This is a genomic window from uncultured Tenacibaculum sp., from assembly GCF_947494125.1.
Lineage (GTDB): Bacteria > Bacteroidota > Bacteroidia > Flavobacteriales > Flavobacteriaceae > Polaribacter.
Genome location: NZ_CANLTU010000012.1, coordinates 60,186 through 83,234, shown reverse-complemented (window position 1 = coordinate 83,234; position 23,049 = coordinate 60,186). Strand labels below are relative to the sequence as shown.

Below are 23,049 nucleotides of genomic sequence, written 5' to 3'. Positions count from 1 at the left end.
AGAAGAGAAGAGAAGAGAAGAGAAGAGAAGAGAAGAGAAGAGAAGAGAAGAGAAGAGAAGAGAAGAGAAGAGAAGAGAAGAGAAGAGAAGAGAAGAGAAGAGAAGAGAAGAGAAGAGAAGAGAAGAGAAGAGAAGAGAAGAGAAGAGAAGAGAAGAGAAGAGAAGAGAAGAGAAGAGAAGAGAAGAGAAGAGAAGAGAAGAGAAGAGTTAGGTAGAAAGTTTAATTTTATTTAATTATTTTGTATAAAAAAGCCTAAGTAATATATACTTAGGCTTTTTTAAATTTATTTATTAATACTTTATTGTAAAGTGAAATTTACAGGGATATAGTATTCTACATTAGCAACTTTACCATCTTGTTTACCAGGAACAAATTTAGGTAATTTACTAACCATTCTTTTAGCTTCTTGCTCTAATAAGTAACCATTTTTAGGTCCTTTCATTCTAATATTACTAACTTTACCATCTTTTCCTATAATAAAACGTACCCATACTTTACCTTCTATATTTTGTGAAGCAGCAGCATCAGGGTAGTTAAAGTTTCTCTGTATATGACTAACCATTCTTTCGTTGAAACAGTTAATTTTCTGCATGTCAGAAACTTTTAAACAAGCTTTAAATTGAGGAATACTCTGTACTTTAGCAAACTTTACAAAATCAGTGATTAACGTTTCTTTAGTAATATTTGCTCTTTTAACAGCTTTAGTTACAGGTTTTTTAGTTACCTTTTTAGCAACTGTATTATTTGTTTCAGGTTTAGTACCTCTAAAAGTAATAGGTACTCCATATTTTACTTTTACAGCTTTTCCATTATGCTTACCAGGAATAAATTTTGGAAGTGTACTAATAATTCTACTAGCTTCATTTTCTAAAGAAGCACCTCCTTTAGGTCCTCTCATTTGAATAGCTTCAACACTACCTTGTTCATTTATTGTAAACTGAACTAAAACTCTTCCTTGAACACCATCTCTCAATGCATCTAGAGGGTATTTAAAGTTTTTCATAATGTGTTTAGCCATTTGTGTTTCAAAACATTTAGCTTGCTTCATTAATGGTACATTATTACATTTAGAAAATAAAGGAATCTCTTCTACTAAATTAAAAGGAATTCTTTCTATAGTAGCAGAATTATCTTCTAATTCTAGTTTTCCAATTAATAAAGAATTCTTTTTAATATCCGCAACCTTTTGAGATGAGTTAATAGACCCAACAGCAGAAACAGCTTCTTTATTCTTACGAACTACACGTCTTCTAGTTGAGACATTAATTGATAATTGCTTTTTTCCTCCATCTTTTGTATCCTCTATAGCACATTTAGTTATACTATTAGGATCAGCAATAGAATCATCAGGAGTATCACATTTTTCTTCTTGAGAAACAGCCATTATAGACACTAGCATAGCTGCCACTAGTAAAGGGAATTTCTTCATAATAGTACTCTGTTTAAGGGGTTAACAAGTAGGTTAACGTATTATTAGGTTGTAAATGTATGAAAAAATAGAAAACTAGCAAATTTATTTAAACTTTTTTTTAAATAGTTTAAATATTAGAAATCAGTCGTTTATATAGTTTGGTTTGTTTTTTTAACTTTTTTTGGCAATTTAAAAATAATTGGTAACGCATATTTAACATTAACATTATTGCCATTATGCATACCGGAAATAAATTTCGGAAGCGCAGCAATTAGCCTCGAAGCTTCAGACTCTAACAGCTCTCCTCCTTTAGGTCCTCTCTTTTTTATATCAATAACATTACCTTCTTTGTCAATCGTAAATTGAACAAGAACTTTACCTTCAATTTTATTTATTAAAGCTTCTTTAGGGTAATTAAAGTTACTAACGATGTGTTTCACCATTTGTTGCTCAAAACATTTAGATTGCTCTATAAGTGGTGTGTTTTTACATTTTTTAAATAAAGGAATTTGCTCTACTAGATGAAAAGGAATCTTTTTTAAAGAAGAAACTATGTCATTTTTGATATTTAATTTCTGTACTAATAAAGCGTTGTTTTTAACATTTTCAACTTTGTTAGAAGGATCAATAGAAACGTTGTTTTGTCTTACCTTTCTATGTCTTTTACGAGTAGATAATTGTTTGTTGTCAGAATTTTCTAAAGATTTCTTTACATCATCAATAGAACATTTAGTAATACTATTTTGATCTGCAATAGCTTCATTAGGCGTTTCACATTTTTCTTGAGCTATAGCAATTGTAGAAATTAATAAAGCTATAACTATTGAAAGGGGAAATTTCATAGTTAGTTTTGTTAAAGGGTTATTTTTTAGGAGTGTGAAAGTAATATAACTATATGATATAATGTATAGTTGGTATATTAATTTAATGTTAAGTTAAGTGGAAATGAGTACGTAACAATTACGGGCAACCCTTGTTCTTTTCCTGGGGTAAAATTAGGTAATTTGTTTATTATTTTTTGTAACTCTCTGTTTAGGAGTTTGTTGTTGTTTTTACCTTTGATTTTTGGATTTATAACATTGCCATGAATATCAATACTAAATTGAATAAAAATTTTATCATTAATAGTCTCATCAATAAATTTATAAGTAGAAAAGTTTTTAATAAAATGATTATTAATCATTTTATTAAAGCATTTTATGTTATTTATTTTTGTAGATTTTTTACATAAATAAAACATAGGAATTTCTTCAACTAAGTTGAAGAGTATTTCTTTTGATGAATTAGGTAATTTTAAAGAAGTGTCATTGTTATTTATTCCTAAGTTGACCTTATTTCCTTTTATTTTTAATTGATTTGATTCTTCTTTTGTAAATCTTTTTTTTATAGACCTCTTCCTTATTATTCTTGTTCTAACTATTTTATTTGAATTATTTTCTTTTTTTTCTATTTCGCATTTATTGATAGAGATATTATTAAGGTCAATATTATTTTGTTTTGGTGTTTCACATACTGATGCTTGACTATATACACTTATTATATTTATGAGAAAAAATAAAAGGATAAGGATAACTTTTTTCATTTTAAATTATATTAATTATGTTGTAGTGTAAAGGTGTAAAAGCTTTTTATTCTTTTGTTTAAGAGAATATAATATGTGTTTTAATTAATGTTTTATTAAAAGTTAAGAAAGTTAATTTATAGTAAATAAAAAACTCTCTATTTTAAATAGAGAGTTTTTATAATTATGTTTTGTTTAGAATTATTTTACATTCATTAATTCTACATCAAAAATTAAAGTTGCATTTGGAGGAATAACTCCACCAGCGCCAGCTTCACCATAAGCTAAGTTTGAAGGGATTACTAAACGAGCTTTATCACCTACTTTTAATAATTGAATTCCTTCATCCCAACCTGCAATTACTTGTCCAACACCAATAGCAAAATCAATAGGTTGTTTACGTTTGTAAGAAGAGTCAAATACAGTTCCGTCTAATAACTGCCCTTTATAGTGTACAGAAACCATAGCTCCTTTTGTAGCTTGTTTTCCTTCACCATTTTGTAATATTTTATAACGTAACCCAGATGGAGTTTCATCATAGCCAGAAGCAACAGAATCTAATAATTCTTTTTGTTTCGCTAATTCCTCTGCTTCACGTTTTTCACGAGATCCTTCAAATGTTCTAAAAGCTTCAACAGCATTAAATTTTTCTGCAGTTTCACCTACACGAATAATTTCAACATCCATATTGTCACCTTGCTCAATAGCATCAACAACATCTTGACCTTCAATTACACTTCCAAAAACAGTATGCTTACCATCTAACCAAGGAGTAGCAGTATGAGTGATGAAAAACTGAGAACCATTTGTTCCAGGTCCAGCATTTGCCATAGATAATTTACCAGGAGCATCGTGTTTTAAATCTGCATGAATTTCGTCATCAAATTTATAACCAGGGTTACCAGTTCCAGTACCTTGAGGGCAACCACCTTGAACCATAAAATCAGCGATAACACGGTGAAATTTTAACCCATTATAATAAGGAGTACCTTGTGGTTTTGCATCATTCTCTAAATTACCTTCTGCTAAAGCAACAAAGTTACCAACAGTTCCAGGTGTTTTTTCATATTCTAAATTCACTAAAATAGCACCTTTAGGTGTTGTGAACTTTGCGTAAATTCCGTTATCCATTTTTATTTAATTGTCTTATTTATATTGAAAAATATTTTTTCCGAAGAAAAAGCAAAATTAGTTTTTTACTGATAAAGTTGAAAGGTTTAAATTTAAACCTATGTTAATATTATTTGAATTCACATTTCCGAAAGGTGAATAATATCGACCTCCAGAAATTAAAAAAGATACTCTATTAGTTATATCATAAGTAATCCCTAATGTAGGACGAATAATAATTCCTTCATCTGTATCTACACCAGCACCACCTCCAGCACCTGCCATAAATTCTGCAAAACCACGAATTTTATTATTTAAAAATCTAGGAGAATAAATACCCCCACCAACTAATCCATGGGCATAACCACCAGATCGTCCATCATACGCAAAACTTGCTTCTCCAGCAATGTATAACCATTTATTGAAATCGTAATTTACTTTTAATCCAATTAGTTGTAAATCAATGTTCTTTGCGCCAAAAGTATCATCAGTTTTAGCAACATCAAAATAGGATTGGTTTTGTATTTCTATTCTTATACCTTGGGTATAATAGCTTTTGTTATTGCTGTCAGAAGAAGTTTTTGTACCTCCATTCATTCCATAGTATTTTAATCCAAAACCAACAGTATAAGCTTCTAAGTCGCCATCAATAGCACGATAATAACCTCCATGGCCGCTTAAAGCTAAGTGATCAGATAATTTCAAGTCAATTCCAGCAGAAGGATAAATCATTAAACCTCCTTCAGGAGCTACACGACCACCAGCAGCACCAATTCCTAGTTTACCAAAAATATTAAGGTATTTTGATTGGTAAGGGTGATAACCTGCACCAAAAAATAAATCCATAAATCCTGCACGTAAACCTTTGTAAATTGCATCGGTATGAGCGAATAAAAAAGTGTTGTCGTTTAAGTATTTTTGATATTCAAATCCAACAACATATAAAGTTTCTGTTAAAGGTGTTCCATTATCTTTCTTAGAGTTTCCAATAGGTTTAAAGAAATCAAAACGAATTTGTTGAGCGTTTTTTATAGTTGGTTTATTCCAAAAATCATCTGGAGAGATATTATTTGCTGCAAATTTTTGATGTGCTTTGTTATAATCTGTAAAGCGAAGTATACTAGGTATTTCAACAAAAAAAGAAATAGAATTACTTTTGATTTCTCCAGAATAAAAGTTTACATGACTGTATTGAATTCCAAATGAATAATCATTTTTCTTGTATTGTAAACCAATATTCGGGTTTATAAAACCACCATCATTAACTAAATAACGATATCCACCACCGCCACCGAAATGGAAATTAGCATCAAGGTATATATTTTTATATAACTGTTTGTTGATACCTAATTCAGCTCCTAATGTAAATAAACCACCTTGATCACCCGTAGTTGCAAAATGAAAAGCAACTCCACCATACAGCCAATTATTAATAGGAACTTGATAATGTAATCCAGCTAATCCCATAGTAGATTTTAAACTTGGAAATTTATCAGAAGGCATTTCAACAGGAATAAAATTCAAACGAACTTTATTGTGTAATTCTGTACCTTTTAAAGTAGATAGTTTTTCTTGACCTTGGATTAAGAAAGAAAAGAAAGTTAAGAATAATATTAAAATATAATTTTTACTCAAATTCACTTGTGAAATGTAATTTTACAGTTGGATATTTACTTTGGGTCATTTGAATAGTAAAAGCAGAATCTGCTAAAAACACCAATTTACCTTGTTTATCTTTTGCTAAATAACGTTGTTTAACGCGTTTAAACTCTTTAAATTCATCATTTTTAGGATCTTCAGGTTGTACCCAACACGCTTTATGTACAGAAATATTTTCATAAGTACACTTAGCTCCATATTCGTGTTCTAAACGGTATTGAATTACTTCATATTGTAGTGCACCTACAGTACCAACAATTCTACGACCATTCATATCCATTGTAAATAATTGAGCTACACCTTCATCCATTAATTGATCTAAACCTTTGTATAGTTGTTTAGACTTCATAGGATCAGCGTTATTTACATAACGGAAGTGCTCAGGTGAAAAACTAGGAATTCCTTTAAAATTTAATTGTTCTCCTTCAGTTAAAGTATCACCAATTTTAAAGTTCCCCGTATCATGTATACCAACAATATCTCCAGGGAATGATTCATCTACAATTTGTTTTTTCTCTGCGAAAAATGCATTTGGACTTGAAAATTTTACCTTTTTATTATTACGAACATGTAAATAAGGAGCATTCCTTTTAAAAGTTCCAGAAACAATTTTAATAAAGGCTAATCTATCACGGTGTTTAGGATCCATATTCGCATGAATCTTAAATACAAATCCGGTTAATTTTTCTTCTTTAGAATCAACTAATCGTTCTTCAGCTTTTTTAGGTTGTGGTTGAGGAGCTATTTCAATAAAAGCATCCAACAATTCTTTAACTCCAAAATTATTTAAAGCAGAACCAAAGAATACAGGCTGTAAATCACCATTTAAATATTCTTGTTGATCAAATTCTGGATATACTTCATACACTAATTCTGATTCCTCACGTAAAGTTTCAGCAGCTGTTTCGCCAATAATCTTATCTAATTCTGGATTTGAAAGGTCATCAAATTGAACTCCCTCAGAAATAGTTGTTTTGTTATCTCCTGAAAAAAGATTTAATTTCTTTTCCCAAATATTATATATTCCTTTAAAATCGTATCCCATTCCAATAGGGAAACTCATGGGAGTAACTCTTAAACCTAGTTTTTGCTCAACTTCATCTAATAAATCGAAAGCATCTTTACCTTCACGATCTAATTTATTTATAAAAACTAGCATTGGTATTTTACGCATACGGCAAACCTCCACCAATTTTTCTGTTTGTGGCTCAACTCCTTTGGCTACGTCAATTACAACAATAACACTATCTACAGCTGTTAAAGTTCTAAAAGTATCTTCAGCAAAATCTTTATGCCCAGGAGTATCAAGGATATTTATCTTTTTATCTTTATAAATAAAAGCTAGTACAGAAGTAGCAACAGAAATTCCACGCTGACGTTCAATTTCCATAAAATCGGAAGTAGCTCCTTTTTTTATCTTATTGTTTTTTACGGCACCTGCTTCTTGAATTGCACCTCCAAAAAGTAATAACTTTTCAGTTAGTGTGGTTTTACCAGCATCTGGGTGAGATATAATTCCAAATGTTCGCCTTTTTTGTATTTCTTGTAAAAAACTCATCTATAAAATTTAAGGCTGCAAAGATACGTTTTAAAGTGGAACTGTTCAAAGGTTTAATTGTTGAACTGACATCTATTTTGTAAGTTTGCTTTTCGTATATTTTTAGAATGAAAGAACAAGTAATTTTAGTTGATAAACAAGATAACCCAATTGGGTTAATGGAGAAAATTGAAGCGCATGAAAAAGCGTTGCTACATAGAGCTTTTTCTGTTTTTATTTTTAATAATAAAGGAGAGTTAATGTTGCAACAAAGAGCTGCAGAAAAATATCATTCTCCATTATTATGGACAAATACTTGTTGTTCTCATCAAAGAGATGGAGAAACTTCTTTAGAAGCTGGTAAACGTAGGTTACAAGAAGAAATGGGATTTGTATGTGAATTAGAAGAAGTATTTTGGTTTATATACAAAGCACCGTTTGATAATGGCTTAACTGAACATGAACTAGATCATGTAATGGTGGGGAAGTTTGATAACGCTCCAGTTATAAATAAAGAAGAGGTAGAAGCTTATAAGTGGATGAAGTTAGAAGATGTTAAAAGTGATATAGAGAAGCAACCTGAAATTTATACAGAGTGGTTTAAGATAATATTTAAAGAATCTTACCAAAAAATATCAAATTTTATATAAAATGCCAAAGGTAACTGTACATAGAAAAGCTCATTTTAATGCAGCACATAGGTTGTTTAATGCTAAATGGTCTGATGAAAAGAATTATGAAATTTTTGGAAAATGTAGCAATCCTAATTATCATGGGCATAATTATGAATTAATTGTTTCTTTAACAGGAGAAGTAGATGAAGAAACTGGATATGTTTATGATTTAGGAGTATTAAGAGAATTGATTAAAAGAGAGGTTGAAGATGTTTTAGATCATAAAAATTTAAATATTGAAGTGGAGGAGTTTAAAAAACAGAATCCAACAGTAGAAAATATCTCAATTGTAATATATAATAAGTTACGTGTAAGTATTCCTGATAATTTAGACTTAGAAATTACCTTATATGAAACACCAAGAAATTACGTAACTTATAGAGGAGAATAATATATGATAAACCAATTATTAAGATTTAACCCAATTTTGAAAGAAAAAATTTGGGGAGGTGATAAACTACAAACGATACTCAACAAAGAAACAGATAAGACTAATGTTGGAGAAAGTTGGGAAATTTCTGATGTAGAAGGAGATACTTCTATTGTTAGTAATGGTGATTTAAAAGGAAAGAATTTAAATCAGCTTATAAAAGAATATAAGCAAGATATTTTAGGGGAAAAAGTATATCAAATTTTTGAAGATAAATTTCCTTTATTGATTAAGTTTATCGACGCAAAGAAAAAACTAAGTCTACAAGTACATCCAAATGATATTTTGGCTCAAAAGAGACATAATTCTTTAGGAAAAACTGAAATGTGGTATATAGTTAATTCAGATAAAAAGGCTAAAATTATTATAGGCTTTTCTGAAGAGACAAATAGAGATTCTTTTATCAAAACAATTCAAGAAGGTAATGAGTTGGAGTTGTTAAATGTTGATTATGTTAAAAAAGGAGATACTTTCTTAGTACCTGCAGGAAGAATTCACGCTATAGGTAAAGGTGTTTTATTAGCAGAAATTCAAGAGACTTCAGATATAACTTATAGAATATCAGATTGGAATAGAAAAGATGCTGAAGGAAATAAAAGAGATTTGCATTTAGATTTAGCTTTAGATGCAATCGATTATTCAGCAAAATCAAATTATAAAGCAGAATACCTTAAGAAAAAAAATACACCATCTAATATTGTAGATTGCAAGTATTTTACAACTAATTTTTTACACTTAACAAAAGATCTTTCTGTAGATCATTACGATAAAGATAGTTTTGTAATTTATATGTGTGTAGAAGGAGATGCTTTATTAGAGTATGGAAATAAACAAGAAAAAATAAAAATGGGAGAAACCGTTTTAATGCCGGCTTGTTTAAAGAAAATGAATATCATAACAAATAATGCTAAACTTCTAGAAGTTTATATAAAATAAAACAGACTCAAAGTAGAACTAAGAGCCTGTAAACAAACTAAATCATCCTAACAAGTTAAGAAGCTTTTTGAAAACTGTAACCAAAGACAGCTTTACATATAATATTTTGATGTTTTTCTTCTTTTTTAGATACTGTTATGTTTAAAATAATTTCAGTATCGCTCAATTTTTTAATGTTATTCTTAATGATAAGTTTATCATTTAAATAAGCTTTTTTTAGAATGTCGAATTCAATGCTTTTAAAACTTAAACTAGAAGAGTTTTTATAAAAACTAAGAGAGGAGTTTAGGTTAGATTCAATTTTGTTATACAAAATTGAAGTCTTTAAAGTTTTGTTTTTGCTAACTTGTTTTTTGCTAACAATAAATTGTGAAGAGTTTTTTTGTGATGCTTTGTAAGTATTCATGGTATTATGGATTTATTGGTGGAAACTTTGACTCTTTAAAAAGATGATTCTTTACAGAGTAATTCATTGTTGTTAAATACATGCTAATTCGTTTTGTGTTTTTTAATGTGTTCATAATGATAAAAATTTAAAATATTAGTAAATAAAAAAAGGCGCTTTTTGTAAAAAAGCACCTTTTGTAGTTTATATTAATTATCGATTTTTAAAATCGTTGATTATATCTGTTCTTGTGGGTGCTTTTTTTTATAAATACATATTGTTTACGCATACGAGTATTACACATAATCATGCCGACTGTGTTTAAAATAATGGTATATGTATATATAAATAATTTCATAAGAATACCAAAAGTAATAAAAGTTTCTAGAAAACAAAGAAAATGTGAAAATATTAATGTTAAAGTTTTCTAAGGAGTAGTTTTTTAACTTTCTTTTAAAAAGCATAAAACCGTATCTTTGATGTATATAAATAGAATAGAATTTATGAAGATTATTGCAATGATACCCGCGCGTTATAGTGCGTCACGTTTTCCTGGTAAATTAATGAAAGATTTAGGAGGGAAGCCAGTAATTGTAAGAACATATGAAGCTGCAGTTGAAGCAAAATTGTTTGATGAAGTATATGTGGTAACTGACTCAGAGCTTATTTATAAGACAATAGAACAAGCAGGAGGAAAAGTAATAATGAGTTTAAAAGAACATGAATGTGGATCTGACAGAATAGCTGAGGCTGTAGAAAATTTAGATGTAGATATTGTTGTAAATGTTCAAGGAGACGAACCATTTATTGATACAATTTCATTATCAAAATTAATACAAGCATTTAAAGAAGATGTTAATAAAGAAATAGATTTAGCTTCTTTAAAAGTTGCAATGAAAGATTTGAAATCTATTCAAAACCCAAATAATGTAAAGGTAATTACAGATGTAAATAATTTTGCTATTTATTTTTCAAGAAGTGTAATACCTTATCATAGAGATAAAGAACAAAATGTAACATATTATAAACACAAAGGAGTATATGCTTTTAGAAAAAAAGCGTTAATTGATTTTTATCATACCCCAATGACACCAATTGAAGCAGCAGAAAAAATTGAGTGTATACGATATTTAGAAGTAGGTAAAAAGATAAAAATGATTGAGACTTCTGTAGAAAGTATAGGTATAGATACACCTGAAGATTTAGAAGAAGCAAAAAAGCACTATTGTTAGACTTTTTACTTATTAATTTTTCCTTTAGCTTTTGTATTAATTTCAGAATTATTATCACAGTACCTTTTCCAATTTTTAATATTTTTTTTTACTTTAATACCAGAAGCAGTTAAATTTGAATTGTTCCAGTTACCATTCGGAGAAGTATTGGGTTTTAAAGAAGAAGCACCTTCATTTTTATCGTTCATAGCCCAATTTAGATGAGTAATATTATTATCGGCTAAAAAACTCATCCATTTATCAGTAGAAGAATAATCTACATTTCCACTGCCGTTTGCAGCAACTGTACCCCATTCTGTAACCATAATTGGAATACCATTATTAAGGGCTGTTTGAGCTTTTTGTTGAATCTTTTCTTTATGTGTAGCTGCATAAAAATGTAAAGTGTAAACAATGTTTGTGGCAGAAGTAATAGGGTTGTTAGAGGCAATATCAACATCTTGCGACCAAGTTGGTGTTCCAACAACAATTAAATTATCAGGGTCTATAGCTCTTATTTCAGAAATTACAGCTTCTGCATAAGGTTTAATGGTTGTATTCCAAGAAACTTTTAGAGGTTCATTGTAGATTTCATATATAATATTAGGTTTATCTCCATATAATTGAGCCATTTCCTTAAAAAAATCGATTGCTTGTTGTTGGTAATTTTCAGCATGATGAGAATGCCAATCTATAATTACATATAAACCTTCATTTATAGCAGCATCAACAATATTTTTTACTCTATTTTTATTTTCAATAGGATTGTTAATATAACCACCAGAATCTTCTACGCCCATAGCAGCTCTAACAATAGTTGTATTCCAGTTGTTTTTTAACCAACTAACAGAGGTAGCCTTATAATATTTTTCACTTCCCCAGCCTGTATTGGACCAGAAGAAACTGTTTCCAGCAAAACTGACTTCTTTGTTGTTTTTGTCAACTATTTTATTTCCAGAGACACTTAAGTTTCCATGAGTTTTCACAGGTGTAGATGAACAGTAATTTTGTGCATTACTATTGAAACTTATAATTAACAATACTATAAGTTTAATAGGGAAATACTTTTTGGTTAAAATCTTCATAGTTTTAAGAGGATGATTTATGTAAGTTTTTAATTAATGATAGATAAGAGTTAAAGGTGTTCTATCATATTTTATATATTTTTACACTAATATATAAATACTATGTTTAAATAGTGATATTTTGATAATTGCAACTTTAAATAATTGTAAAATGAATGAAAACATAAAAGTAATAGCATTTGATGCAGATGATACTCTTTGGGTAAATGAAACTTATTTTAGAGAGGCAGAAAATGAGTTTGCAAAAATCTTATCGGATTATGAAACAGAGAATAAGATTCATCAAGAGTTATTCAAGAAAGAAATTGATAATTTAAAAATTTATGGATATGGGGTAAAAGGCTTCATGTTATCTATGGTTGAATGCGCTTTAGAATTATCAAATCATAAAATAAGTCAACAAAAAATTACTCAAATTCTCGATATAGGTAAAAATATGTTAGAGAAACCTATAGAATTATTAGATGGAGTAGAAGAAGTATTGCAACAATTACATGGGAACTATAAATTAATTGTAGCTACTAAAGGAGATTTGTTAGATCAGGAGAGAAAATTAGAGAAATCAGGAATATTAAAATATTTTCACCATACTGAAGTAATGAGTGAAAAGAAAAAAGTTGATTATCAAAAATTAACAAAGAGATTAGATATTAATCCATCAGAGTTTTTAATGATAGGGAATTCTTTAAAGTCAGATATTTTACCTTTAATAGAAATTGGAGCTTCAGCAATTCATATTCCATTTCATACAACTTGGGCGCATGAAGAAGTTTCAGAAGAACAAAAATCGGATATCTATAAAACAGTATCAAAAATTTCAGATGTATTAACCTTTTTATAGTATGAAATATTTAGATATCGAAAACTGGAAACGAAAACAGCATTTTGAGCATTTTAGAACTTTAGCAGATCCAACTTTTGGAATTGTGGCAGATGTAGAAGTTTCCACAGCTTATCAGTTAGCTAAAGAAAAAGAAGAATCTTTTTTTGTAAAGTACTTACATGCATGTATGAAAGCAATAAATGCAGTTGAAAGTTTTAAGTATAGAATAGAAGAAGATAATAAAGTTGCTATTTATGAAGTAATAAATGCATCAGCAACAATAGCAAGATCAGATAACACATTTGGTTTTTCATATATAGAGTTTTCTGAAAGTTTTGAAGAATTTAATTTGAATTTTTCGAATGAAAAAGATCGAATATTAAATTCTAAAGATTTATTTCCATCAAAATATTCTCCAGGTTGCATACATTGTTCAGCACTTCCTTGGATAAGTTTTTCGAGCCATAAAGAACCATTTTCAGGAGATAAAGATGCAAGTGTACCTCAATTAGCTTTTGGGAAAATAAAAAAAGAAAATGGTAAAATGTTGATGCCGATTGCAGTGAATGTAAATCATGCTTTAATCGATGGATATGATGTTGGACAGTTTTTTGAAAAATTTCAAGCTGAATTAGATAAAATCAACTAATTTCGCATCAAAATAATAATTATGGCAAGCATAAAAAACTTAAAAAAGGATATTAACTACACGTTAGGTGATATTATTAGTATATGTCAAGTATACGCACAATTAAATCCAGAAGCAGATAGAGAAAAGGCTAATGCAATTGTTGATGAAGTAATTGAAACTTTTGATGGATTGATTGCTAAAGTAAATGCTAAAAATGTAGAGAATAAAAAAGCTCATTTTAAAGCTGTAAATGCTGATTTAGAAGCTAAAGCAAATGCTTTATTAGAGCAAGTAAATAACTTATAATTTAATAGTAAGTTAAGGTATTTTAAAAGCGAGATTTAGTTAAATCTCGCTTTTTTTGTAAACTTTAACATACAAGAAGGAATAAAAATTTGTAAATTACGTTCTGTTATAAACAACTATTTTTATCCCCTTATTATGGCAAGAGCAATGTACGAATACACTAAGACAGTGTTAAAAAAGGTAAGTTTTAATACAGACTTATTTTGTAGAGAACTTGAAAAAGCATTAAATAGACTGTTACCTTATGAAATAGACGAATTAACTATTTGGTTAAAACAGTTCACAGCAAATAAACCAGATTTATATGTTTGTTTAGCTTTAGTTAAAAAATAAAATATTAAAAAACCGAGCTTTTGCTCGGTTTTTCTTTTTGATTTACTTTGTTAGAAGTAAAGTAGTGTTAGAGTTATTTCTGATTAATGATACTAATATCAAAAATACATTTTCATTAAACTTTTCTTAATCTATTTGACTACTCTTAATAGGACACATGTTTAGTTAAAAAGTCACACAGTATTATATATATGAAGGCTTATAGTTTATTTAGGTATAAGCTTTTTATAATTCCATCAGACAATCCAATCTTAGGAACGTAAATTTTTCTAGCGCCACTCCATTTCATTGCTGAAAGATATATTTTAGTGGCTGGTACAATAACATCAGCTCTATCAGGATTTAAACTTAATTCAGAGATTCGTTCTTTATAACTCATCTTCTTTAAAAATTGATACTGAGCATTTAGATATATGTATGAAATTGGTTTTCCAACATCTCTACCTGACATTTTGAATAGTTTATTAATATTTCCACCAGAACCAATTAATGCGATACGCTTATAGTTTTGAGTGTTTTCTTCAATCCATTGTTGTACTTTCTTAAAAATAACTTTATTCTCAGATTTCTTATTATTTATTAATCGTACCGTACCAATTTTAAAAGATTTAGAATTGATAATTTTTCCTTTAGAAAATAAAGTAAACTCAGTACTACCACCTCCAACATCAACATAAAGATAAGTTGCGTCAGATTCTATTAATTGATGTAAGTCTGTAGAAAATATAATAGCAGCTTCTTTTTTACCATCAATAATATCAATTTCTACATCTGTTTTGTCTAATATAATTCTAGCTATTTCATCTCCGTTTTCAGCTTCTCTCATAGCTGAGGTAGCACAAGCTTTATATCTTTCTACTCCATGTACCTTCATGATTAATTTAAAAGCTTCCATGGCATCAATCATTCGATTGGTATTTTCTTCAGAAATGGAACCTGTAACAAAAGCATCAGCACCTAAACGAATAGGAACTCGAACTAAAGAGGACTTTTTAAAAAGAGGTTCTTTATTTTTTTCTTCAATAACATTGGCAACTAAGAGTCTTACTGCATTAGATCCTATATCAATAGCGCCGTATTTTTTTATTTTCAAAATATATAAATTTATCTATGATTTTTTGGAAATTCAACTAAAGCAGTAACTCCTTTCTTTATATTTTTCCAATGTTTTTCTTTAAATCTAATACCAATTACTCCACAGGTTGATACATGTGCTATTGGTTTATCTCCAAATTTATTAACAAAACTGTTAATACCATGGTCGTGGCTAAAAATTATTGCACTATTAAAGCTGTCATCAAGAGCTTTAACGGTTTTAACTAAATACCCATCACTAAAACTATATAGTTGTCGTTTAATTTTCAAGTTTGAAAGAGGGTAACTAAAGTTTTCACAAAAGATTACTGCCGTGTGAAGAGCCCTATTGGCACTGCTTGAGACAAAAACATCTGGCTTTTCAATTTCTTTAGCTAGGTATTTGGATAAAAGATGCGCATCCTTAATTCCACGCTCTTTAAGAGGTCTATCAATATCTTCTACACTGTCATATTTCCAAGATGACTTGGCATGACGAACGATATAAAGTGTTTTCATTATAATTTATAAAAGCTTTGTAAATATAAAACTAAGGAGCTAAACGTTCAAGTTTCCAAGAAAAATCTTTTTGCAAGGTATATCTTATACGATCATGCATTCTATTTGGACGTCCTTGCCAAAACTCTATTGAAACAGGTTTTACTATAAAACCTCCCCAATATGAAGGGCGGATAATTTCTTTACCTTTAAATTGTTCTTCAGTTTCCTTTAGTTTGTTATCCAGTTCTTCACGAGAAGAAACAATTTCACTTTGATTAGAAGCCCAAGCTCCTAATTTGCTACCGTCTGGTCTTGATTCAAAATAACCATCTGATAAGTTCTCAGGAAGTTTTTCAGCATTTCCCTTTATAATAATTTGTTGTTCTAATCCAGCCCAAAAGAAAGACAAGCATACCTGGTTGTTTTTTAAAATTGCTTTACCTTTTTCGGAATTATAATTTGTATAAAAAATAAAACCTTCCCAAGTATATTTTTTTAACAAAACAACTCTGTTTTTAGGAAATCCATCTAAACCTAAAGAAGAAATGGTCATTGCATTAGCTTCATCTACCATTTCAGCTTCATCGGCAACTAAAAACCAATCTCTAAATAATTCAATTGGGTTTTCAGGGCAATGTTTTTTTAACAATTCTTTTTTTTCGTATGACTTTCTATGGTCGCTTAAATCGTGTGACATTGTGATTTTTTATACTATGTAAAAATACAACTTTATAAAATGTTTCGCACTTTTTCAATAGTAAAATTTAGCAAGATTTGTGAAATGGAAAGCAAGAAAAGTCAAGTTTAAAATAAGGAACACGAATTAGATTTGTAGCAATAAAACAGTTCGTCAATATTTTTATACAGTTGGGTATTGTTTTTTACGTTAAAATTTAAAAAGAGAGCAGTTTTGTGCTATCAAATAACAAAACAATGAAACAGGTATTATTAATTTTTAGTTTATTTATCCAGTGTTATATAATTGCGCAAACTTCTATTTCGGGAACCGTAGTAGATGAGAAAGGTGCTCCAATTGAAGGGGCTAATGTTTATTTAGACGGTACGTATGATGGAACCTCTACAGATGAAACAGGAAAATTTGTATTTAAAACGGAGGAAAAAGGAACACATACTTTAGTGGTTTCTTTTATTTCTTTTGAAACATTTTATAAAACGGCAATTGTTACTGAATTAAAAGATTTAAAAATTAAATTAAGAGAAGATGTTAATACTTTAGATGCTGTTAATATCAACGCAGGAACTTTTGAAGCTGGTGATAATGCTAAGGTAACAGCATTAAAGCCATTAGATATTGTTACAACTGCAAGTGCTTTAGGAGATTTTGTTGGCGCTTTACAAACATTACCTGGAACTTCTTCTAATGCTGAAGATGGACGTTTATTTGTTCGTGGTGGTGATGCTGATGAAACACAAATTTTTGTAGACGGTATACGTGTATTTGCACCGTATTCACCTTCAGCAAGAAATATTCCAACCCGTGGACGATTTTCTCCATTTTTATTTAAAGGGATTACATTTTCTACAGGTGGTTATTCTGCTGAATATGGCCAAGCATTGTCTAGTGTATTATTGTTAAATACAAATGATGAAGCTACTGAAGAGAAAACAGATTTGTCTTTTATGACTGTTGGTTTAGGCGTAGGGAACACACAAGTTTTTGGCAAAAATTCTTTAAGTGTGAATGCCTCGTATATTAATTTAGCTCCTTACCAAAATTTGTTTCCTGATAGAAATAAATGGAATAAGCCGGTACAGGCAATAAGTGGGGAAGCTGTGTATAGATTTAAGTTTGAAAATGAATCGTTATTAAAGTTATACGGAGCCTTTAGTTATACTGACTTTGATATGGTTCAAGAAGATATTAATTATGTTGATGGTTTTCGTTTTGGTTTAAAAAATAGAAACTTATATTTTAATGCTTCTTATAAAAATAGTTTTGGTGATGGATGGAAAGTTAAAACTGGTTTAAGTTTTACCAATGATCATTCTGATATTAATATTTTAGATGATAAAGTAATTGACGAAGAAAATTCTGCACATGTAAAAGTTGCTTTACAAAAACGTTTTTCTAATCGATTTAAATTAAACTTTGGAGGTGAATATTTTATAACTGATTTTAATGAAGATTATAGAGGTGCTACTAGTGGAAACTTTAATTACGGATTTGATAATAATATTGTAGCTACCTATGCTGAGGCTGATATTTTCTTTTCAAAAAAGTTAGCTTCTAAAGTTGGTGTTCGTGGTGAGTATTCTGAGTTATTAAAAGATTTTACAATTTCACCAAGAATGTCTTTAGCTTATAAGTCTGGGAAGAACTCGCAATTTTCTTTAGCTTATGGTCGCTTCTATCAAAATCCAAAGAATGACTATTTAAAGTTTAATACCAATTTTAAAGCAGAAAACACTTCACATTTTATAGCTAACTATCAATATGTAAAAAGTAAACAAATTTTTAGAATTGAAGGTTATTATAAAAAGTATTCAGATTTAGTAAAGTATGACACTAATTTTTCTTTACCTACTTCTAATTATTCTAATTTAGGTGAAGGTTATGCTAAAGGAATTGATGTGTTTTGGAGAGATAATAAGAATATTAAAAATACTGATTATTGGGTGTCGTATTCGTTTTTAGATACTGAAAGAGATTATAAAAACTATACAGCTAAGGCTACACCAAACTTTGCATCAAAACATAATGTTTCTGTTGTTGCTAAGCATTGGGTTGCAGATTGGAAAACTCAACTAGGGTTTAGTTATAATTTTGCATCTGGTAGAAACTATACAAATCCAAATGAGCCAGGTTTTTTAAATAATAAAACTAAAAATTATAATTCTGTAAGTGTAAACTGTGCCTACTTAATTAGTCAACAAAAGATTTTATATTTTTCTGTAAACAATGTTTTAGGAACTCAAAATGTATTTGGATACAATTATAAGAATACAGCAAATGCTACTGGTGTTTTTGATAGACAAGCAATTATTCCAAGTGCTGATAGATTTTTCTTCGTTGGTTTTTTCTGGACGATAAGTGATAATAAAAAAGACAATCAATTAGATAATTTGTAGGAAATACAGTTAGGTAGTATAAAAGAACAATTCAGGAATAGTCTTTTTAAAATTTCCTTTATAATACCCAAATTTGAAGTATCAACTACTAAAAGTCTTAAAAAAATGAAAAGATTAAAAATTACAACGGTATTATTATTTATATTGATTAGTCAATTTGCAAACGCTCAGTTTGAAGATAAGTTTTACTTTCCTAAAAAAGAATGGAGAGAAGTTAAAGTATCGTATTCCGAAGAATTTATACCTGTAGATAATGATACTATTCATACAGCGTTTTTTAAAGCTACTATAGCTCCTAAAGCTACCGTACTATTTTTTCATGGTGCTGGTGGTAATATTTCTACCTATATGTATATGATTAGACCTTTATTAGAAAATGGCTATCAGGTATATGCTGTAGATTTTAGAGGTTATGGTAAATCTACAGGGAAATCTACTCATATAAATATAAAGGAAGATGTTACTGTTGTATATTCAAAGATGAAAGCGCATCAAGAAATTAAAGACACCAAGTTAATTGTTATGGGTGCTTCATTAGGTTGTCAAATTGCTACTTACTTAGCGAATGACAAGCAGGATGAGGTAGCTGCCTTAGTTTTAGATGGAGGTTTTGCTTCATTTGCCGATGTTGCTAAATTATATGCTCCTAAAGAGGCTCATACATTTATTGAGAAGGCTTTGGGAAATGTATATCCGTCAAAAGAAGAAATAAAGGAGATTGAAAATATGCCAAAATTGATAATTCATGGAAAAATTGATACCTCTATACCAATGAATCAATCGGAAATAGTATTCAAGAATGCAAAAGAGCCTAAATCATTTTTTGTATCTGAAAAAGGGCATTTAGATGCTTTAAAATTAGAAACAAAAAAAGTAATTAAAGAAATAGATAAGCTTTTAACAATTCAGTAGTATAAAATAACAATTCAGAATAATTTATTATCTGATGATATAAGAAATTGAGATATTTGAATAACAATTAAAAACCAAAACGATGCAAAGAATAATTTTAATAACAGTGCTTTTTTTAGGAGGAATAATAAGTTCACTAGCACAAGAAAACCATACGGTAACAATTGATTTTACGGGTATGAAGTCTGATAAAGGAAGTTTGTTTGTAGCATTATACAATACTAAAGATTCTTTTTTGAAAGAAAGGTATAAAGGAGAAATAGTAAAGATAAATGATAAGAAGGCTACTGTATTGTTTAAGGATATTCCAGCAGGAACCTATGCAGTTTCTTCATTTCATGATGTAAATGATAATAAAAAAATGGACACTAACTTTTTTGGAATTCCAAAGGAGCCTATAGGAATGTCTAATGATGCTAAAGGTTTTATGGGGCCTCCTAAGTATAAGGATGCTAAGTTTGAAGTAACTAAAAATGTAACACTATCAATTAACGTTAAATAATTAAAAATGAAAAAAGTAATTACAATCATCATATTTGTATTCGCTACTAATATGTTTGCACAAAGTCAGTATGAAAAGGGGATGACTAAGGCTTTTGAGCTTTGGGAACATAAAAAAACAACGGAAGCCTCTCAATTGTTTGAGAGAATTGCTAAAGCTGAAAAAAATAATTGGTTGCCTCCATATTATGCTGCGACCATTGAAATACTAGGAAGTTTTCAAATTAAAGATGAAGCGAAGTTAATAGCTAAGCTAACGAAAGCTCAGGAATTTTTAGATATGGCCAAAGCAGTTTCTCCTGATAATCCTGAAATTTTAATTACCCAAGCATTTTTAAATGTTGGATATATGGCTTTTGATGGGAAAAAATATGGAATGAGTAAATCTATGTTGAATGCTGGTTTGTATGCTAAAGCTTTTAAATTAGCACCAAACAATCCTAGAGTTGTATTAAGCAAGGCTGAATCTGATATGGGAGCTGCTCGTTTTTTTGGGCAATCGCTAGTGCCTTTTTGTAAAGATGTAAAAAGAGCTATTGAATTAGGTAAGAAGGAAAAAACTAGCCAGAAATTTTATCCAAAGTTTATGATGAAGAGAGCTGAAGGTGTTCTTAAACAATGTGAAAAAAAATAATAGGAGTTCATAGTCAAATACTTATTTTTACTGCCCACAACACAAACTAAAATTAATGGCTTTAAAAGCAGTATTATTTGATATGGATGGTGTAATTGTTGACACTGAACCCTTACACAAGCAAGCATATTTTTTAATGTTTAAAAAAGTAGGAATTGATGTTTCTCAAGAGTTATACAATTCTTACACTGGACAATCTACTATTGAAATATGTAAAGATTTAGTTGCTAAATTCAACTTATCGTTAGAAGCTACTGCATTAGTAGCCTATAAAAGAGCCTTTTTTAAAGAGCTCTTTTTTTCTGATACTAACGATTTGCACTTATTAGACGGAGTCTTTGATTTAATTAAAGATTTTTACGCTAATGGTGTAACACTTGTTTTAGCTTCTTCTGCTTCTATGGTTACCATTAATAATGTTTTTGATAAATTTGAATTGAACCCTTATTTTAAAGGTAAAATTAGTGGAGCTGATTTAAAGGCTTCGAAACCGCATCCTGAAATTTTTATTAAAGCTGCTGAAATTGCTGGTTTTAAAAAGGAAGAATGTATAGTAATTGAAGATTCTACTAATGGTATTAAAGCTGCCTATGATGGTGGTATTTATTGTGTTGCTTATAAGAGTACTCATTCTAAAGGGCAAGATTATAGTTTAGCACAACATATTATTACTGATTTTTCTGAGCTAAAATATAATTTAAGTAAAGCGCTTGTTTAATTACTTTTTTCTGAAATTAATTGAATCATTTTTTGAAATGAAGCTTGGTTGCTAATCCATTGTGAATAGTCTTTAAAGTTTAGTTCTTTAAGGTTTTTCTCTGGATGTAATTTATGGAAAATTGTTAATGCTGCTAAGAAGCTTCCTGTTTTTGATGGGTGAAAATTATCAAAACTATATAAGTTTTCTAATTCTTTATTTGCATTGTATGCTTTCCATACTTTACCTACTGGAAATAATAAGGCATTGTTTTTTTTTGCTGCTGTTTCATGGTTTTCTATTACTTTATCGAATGTGAAGTAATATTTTAGGGATGGCCATACCATAAAATATCCTAATTGTATTTGGTGTTTATTTGCCAAAGCTTTCATTTTTACACCATCTTCTACTAACATGCGCCTGCCTTCTTCTTGCGATGAAGGTCCTTGTTGGATAAGGATATAATTGAATTGTTTTTTGTTTAGTAGTTTTTGTAGATTTCCATCATTTATATGATCTATAATTGCGTAGTTTGGTAAACATATGCTTTCTGTTTTTATAACTACATCATTTTGTTTGCCTATGTATTCAACTATTTGTGGCATATTATTAGCGTAGGTTAAACTATTTCCTACAAATAAAACATTCTGAGATTTTACTGATGTATGTAGGATGATTATTAAAAGAAAGAACAGTTTTTTCAAGATTAGCTTTTTATAAATTAGGATGTAAAACAAAGATAACAGAAAGAGATTACTATATTAACCTCTTTTCTGTTAGCGTTTTATTAAAAAAAAGTATTATTTCCAAGTTACTATATTTTCTAGTGTTCTTCTTGTTTTTTCTCTAGGTTCTTCCTTTCTATAGCCAAAGGCAACCATGTATGATAGTCCAAACTTAGTTGTATCTATATCAAATTTTTCTTTTAATAAAGCTTCTGCCTTTTCTTGATGAAAGCCTTCTATTGGGCAACTGTCAATACCTATTAATGCAGCTGAGGTCATCATATTAGCTAATGGAATGTAAGTTTGTTTGGATGCCCAATCGAATAAATGTCTGTCTGTATCTAAATTAAAATCTCTTTCCTGAAATTCTCTATAAAACTTTGTGTAGGTTTCTATAACTTCTTCTGGAAATTGTTTTACCTCTTTCATCATATGGGTAATGTATTCGCTGTTCCATTTTGTCATTGGAGCTTTCATTGTTAATCCTAATACATAATGACTTGCGGTATCTAACTTTAAAGGTGCTCCCCAAGCTACTGGTTTTAATAATTCTCTTAGCTCTTTGTTTTGTACTACCACAAAATGCCAAGGTTCAAAACCAAATGAACTTGGTGATAGTTGTGCTGTTTTTAAAATAAAATTGAAATCTTCTTCTGTTATTGATTTTGTACTATCGAATTCTTTAGTGGCATGTCTGTTGTTAAATGCCTTGATAATGTTTTCTTTAGAAATATTCATATTCGTTATTTTATACTATATTTATTATAGTAGCAAAATTAAGTATAGTTGTTTATCTTTGCAATAACGGTTAAAAAGGATAGT

27 protein-coding genes are annotated in these 23,049 nt (G+C 29.3%); 14 read left to right on the top strand and 13 right to left on the bottom strand.

Going from position 1 to position 23,049, the window contains the following annotated elements; all coding sequences use genetic code 11:
• Positions 1-234, top strand: a 234-nt coding sequence (locus Q0881_RS15380; protein ID WP_299162144.1) for a hypothetical protein, incomplete at its 5' end; no start/stop codon positions are given.
• Between the two features lie 65 nt (positions 235-299).
• Here Q0881_RS15380 and Q0881_RS15375 read toward each other — a convergent pair.
• The 6 genes from Q0881_RS15375 to Q0881_RS15350 all read right to left on the bottom strand — a co-directional run bounded on the left by Q0881_RS15375 (position 300) and on the right by Q0881_RS15350 (position 7,300).
• The gene (locus Q0881_RS15375; protein WP_299162141.1) at positions 300-1,430 is read right to left on the bottom strand and encodes an energy transducer TonB; all 1,131 of its coding nucleotides are present in this window, start codon (positions 1,428-1,430) and stop codon (positions 300-302) included.
• A 131-nt stretch (positions 1,431-1,561) separates the two neighbouring features.
• Entirely contained in the window at positions 1,562-2,254 is a 693-nt protein-coding gene (locus tag Q0881_RS15370; RefSeq protein WP_299162138.1) for an energy transducer TonB, read from the bottom strand.
• A gap of 77 nt (positions 2,255-2,331) precedes the next feature.
• Positions 2,332-2,994: an energy transducer TonB gene (locus Q0881_RS15365; RefSeq protein ID WP_299162135.1), complete on the bottom strand. Its 663-nt coding sequence runs from the start codon at positions 2,992-2,994 to the stop codon at positions 2,332-2,334.
• Positions 2,995-3,174: 180 nt separating this feature from the next.
• Positions 3,175-4,104 carry a peptidylprolyl isomerase gene (locus tag Q0881_RS15360; protein WP_299162132.1) on the bottom strand — a complete coding sequence of 310 codons (930 nt, stop codon included), beginning with the start codon at positions 4,102-4,104 and terminating at the stop codon, positions 3,175-3,177.
• 57 nt (positions 4,105-4,161) lie between these two features.
• Positions 4,162-5,718, bottom strand: coding sequence for a hypothetical protein (locus Q0881_RS15355; protein WP_299162129.1), 1,557 nt, complete (start codon positions 5,716-5,718; stop codon positions 4,162-4,164).
• Positions 5,711-7,300: a peptide chain release factor 3 gene (locus tag Q0881_RS15350; RefSeq protein WP_299162126.1), complete on the bottom strand. Its 1,590-nt coding sequence runs from the start codon at positions 7,298-7,300 to the stop codon at positions 5,711-5,713. The genes Q0881_RS15355 and Q0881_RS15350 overlap by 8 nt, the downstream gene beginning before the upstream one ends.
• 107 nt (positions 7,301-7,407) lie before the next feature.
• Here Q0881_RS15350 and idi point away from each other — a divergent pair, with 107 nt between their 5' ends.
• The 3 genes from idi to Q0881_RS15335 are packed head-to-tail and all read left to right on the top strand — an operon-like array spanning position 7,408 to position 9,319.
• Positions 7,408-7,929, top strand: coding sequence for an isopentenyl-diphosphate Delta-isomerase (gene idi, locus Q0881_RS15345; protein WP_299162123.1), 522 nt, complete (start codon positions 7,408-7,410; stop codon positions 7,927-7,929).
• 1 nt (position 7,930) lies between these two features.
• Positions 7,931-8,344, top strand: a complete 414-nt coding sequence (locus Q0881_RS15340; protein WP_299162121.1) for a 6-carboxytetrahydropterin synthase — start codon at positions 7,931-7,933, stop codon at positions 8,342-8,344.
• A 3-nt stretch (positions 8,345-8,347) separates the two neighbouring features.
• Positions 8,348-9,319 (top strand): type I phosphomannose isomerase catalytic subunit, encoded by a 972-nt coding sequence (locus Q0881_RS15335; RefSeq protein WP_299162118.1) that lies wholly within the window; start codon positions 8,348-8,350, stop codon positions 9,317-9,319.
• 55 nt (positions 9,320-9,374) lie between these two features.
• Here the strand turns inward: Q0881_RS15335 and Q0881_RS15330 are convergent, their stop codons facing one another.
• Positions 9,375-9,725 (bottom strand): hypothetical protein, encoded by a 351-nt coding sequence (locus Q0881_RS15330; protein ID WP_299162115.1) that lies wholly within the window; start codon positions 9,723-9,725, stop codon positions 9,375-9,377.
• Between the two features lie 482 nt (positions 9,726-10,207).
• On the opposite strand from Q0881_RS15330, the gene kdsB reads away from it, so the two are divergent.
• Positions 10,208-10,936 carry a 3-deoxy-manno-octulosonate cytidylyltransferase gene (gene kdsB, locus Q0881_RS15325; protein ID WP_299162112.1) on the top strand — a complete coding sequence of 243 codons (729 nt, stop codon included), beginning with the start codon at positions 10,208-10,210 and terminating at the stop codon, positions 10,934-10,936.
• Between the two features lie 5 nt (positions 10,937-10,941).
• On the opposite strand, the gene Q0881_RS15320 is transcribed toward kdsB, so the two are convergent.
• Positions 10,942-12,000, bottom strand: coding sequence for a glycoside hydrolase family 5 protein (locus Q0881_RS15320; protein WP_299162110.1), 1,059 nt, complete (start codon positions 11,998-12,000; stop codon positions 10,942-10,944).
• Positions 12,001-12,151: 151 nt separating this feature from the next.
• On the opposite strand from Q0881_RS15320, the gene Q0881_RS15315 reads away from it, so the two are divergent.
• The 4 genes from Q0881_RS15315 to Q0881_RS15300 all read left to right on the top strand — a co-directional run bounded on the left by Q0881_RS15315 (position 12,152) and on the right by Q0881_RS15300 (position 14,093).
• Positions 12,152-12,841, top strand: a complete 690-nt coding sequence (locus Q0881_RS15315; RefSeq protein ID WP_299162108.1) for an HAD family hydrolase — start codon at positions 12,152-12,154, stop codon at positions 12,839-12,841.
• Between the two features lies 1 nt (position 12,842).
• Positions 12,843-13,472: a chloramphenicol acetyltransferase gene (locus Q0881_RS15310; RefSeq protein ID WP_299162106.1), complete on the top strand. Its 630-nt coding sequence runs from the start codon at positions 12,843-12,845 to the stop codon at positions 13,470-13,472.
• Positions 13,473-13,493: 21 nt separating this feature from the next.
• Complete coding sequence (locus tag Q0881_RS15305; protein WP_299162103.1) at positions 13,494-13,760, top strand: hypothetical protein; 267 nt, start codon at positions 13,494-13,496, stop codon at positions 13,758-13,760.
• Between the two features lie 135 nt (positions 13,761-13,895).
• Positions 13,896-14,093: a hypothetical protein gene (locus Q0881_RS15300; protein WP_299162100.1), complete on the top strand. Its 198-nt coding sequence runs from the start codon at positions 13,896-13,898 to the stop codon at positions 14,091-14,093.
• A gap of 199 nt (positions 14,094-14,292) precedes the next feature.
• On the opposite strand, the gene Q0881_RS15295 is transcribed toward Q0881_RS15300, so the two are convergent.
• Genes Q0881_RS15295 through pdxH form a run of 3 tightly spaced genes read right to left on the bottom strand, consistent with a single transcriptional unit; the run spans position 14,293 to position 16,365 of the window.
• On the bottom strand, positions 14,293-15,189 hold the full coding sequence (locus Q0881_RS15295; protein ID WP_299162148.1) for an ethanolamine ammonia-lyase reactivating factor EutA: 897 nt from the start codon (positions 15,187-15,189) through the stop codon (positions 14,293-14,295).
• A gap of 8 nt (positions 15,190-15,197) precedes the next feature.
• Positions 15,198-15,686: a histidine phosphatase family protein gene (locus Q0881_RS15290; RefSeq protein WP_299162097.1), complete on the bottom strand. Its 489-nt coding sequence runs from the start codon at positions 15,684-15,686 to the stop codon at positions 15,198-15,200.
• 31 nt (positions 15,687-15,717) lie between these two features.
• Positions 15,718-16,365 carry a pyridoxamine 5'-phosphate oxidase gene (gene pdxH, locus Q0881_RS15285; RefSeq protein ID WP_299162094.1) on the bottom strand — a complete coding sequence of 216 codons (648 nt, stop codon included), beginning with the start codon at positions 16,363-16,365 and terminating at the stop codon, positions 15,718-15,720.
• Positions 16,366-16,601: 236 nt separating this feature from the next.
• Here pdxH and Q0881_RS15280 point away from each other — a divergent pair, with 236 nt between their 5' ends.
• From Q0881_RS15280 to Q0881_RS15260, 5 genes are all read left to right on the top strand, one after another.
• Positions 16,602-18,758 carry a TonB-dependent receptor gene (locus tag Q0881_RS15280; RefSeq protein ID WP_299162091.1) on the top strand — a complete coding sequence of 719 codons (2,157 nt, stop codon included), beginning with the start codon at positions 16,602-16,604 and terminating at the stop codon, positions 18,756-18,758.
• 105 nt (positions 18,759-18,863) lie between these two features.
• Entirely contained in the window at positions 18,864-19,670 is an 807-nt protein-coding gene (locus Q0881_RS15275) for an alpha/beta fold hydrolase (protein WP_299162088.1), read from the top strand.
• A gap of 82 nt (positions 19,671-19,752) precedes the next feature.
• Positions 19,753-20,172 (top strand): DUF2141 domain-containing protein, encoded by a 420-nt coding sequence (locus Q0881_RS15270; protein ID WP_299162085.1) that lies wholly within the window; start codon positions 19,753-19,755, stop codon positions 20,170-20,172.
• A gap of 6 nt (positions 20,173-20,178) precedes the next feature.
• Positions 20,179-20,805 (top strand): hypothetical protein, encoded by a 627-nt coding sequence (locus Q0881_RS15265; RefSeq protein ID WP_299162082.1) that lies wholly within the window; start codon positions 20,179-20,181, stop codon positions 20,803-20,805.
• Positions 20,806-20,860: 55 nt separating this feature from the next.
• On the top strand, positions 20,861-21,523 hold the full coding sequence (locus tag Q0881_RS15260) for an HAD family phosphatase (protein WP_299162079.1): 663 nt from the start codon (positions 20,861-20,863) through the stop codon (positions 21,521-21,523).
• Here Q0881_RS15260 and Q0881_RS15255 read toward each other — a convergent pair.
• Both Q0881_RS15255 and Q0881_RS15250 read right to left on the bottom strand, forming a co-directional pair.
• Positions 21,520-22,206, bottom strand: coding sequence for an SGNH/GDSL hydrolase family protein (locus Q0881_RS15255; RefSeq protein ID WP_299162077.1), 687 nt, complete (start codon positions 22,204-22,206; stop codon positions 21,520-21,522). The two genes, Q0881_RS15260 and Q0881_RS15255, sit on opposite strands and share 4 nt — an antisense overlap.
• Positions 22,207-22,302: 96 nt before the next feature.
• The gene (locus Q0881_RS15250; protein WP_366139570.1) at positions 22,303-22,965 is read right to left on the bottom strand and encodes an NAD(P)H-dependent oxidoreductase; all 663 of its coding nucleotides are present in this window, start codon (positions 22,963-22,965) and stop codon (positions 22,303-22,305) included.
• Positions 22,966-23,049 lie beyond the last annotated feature (84 nt).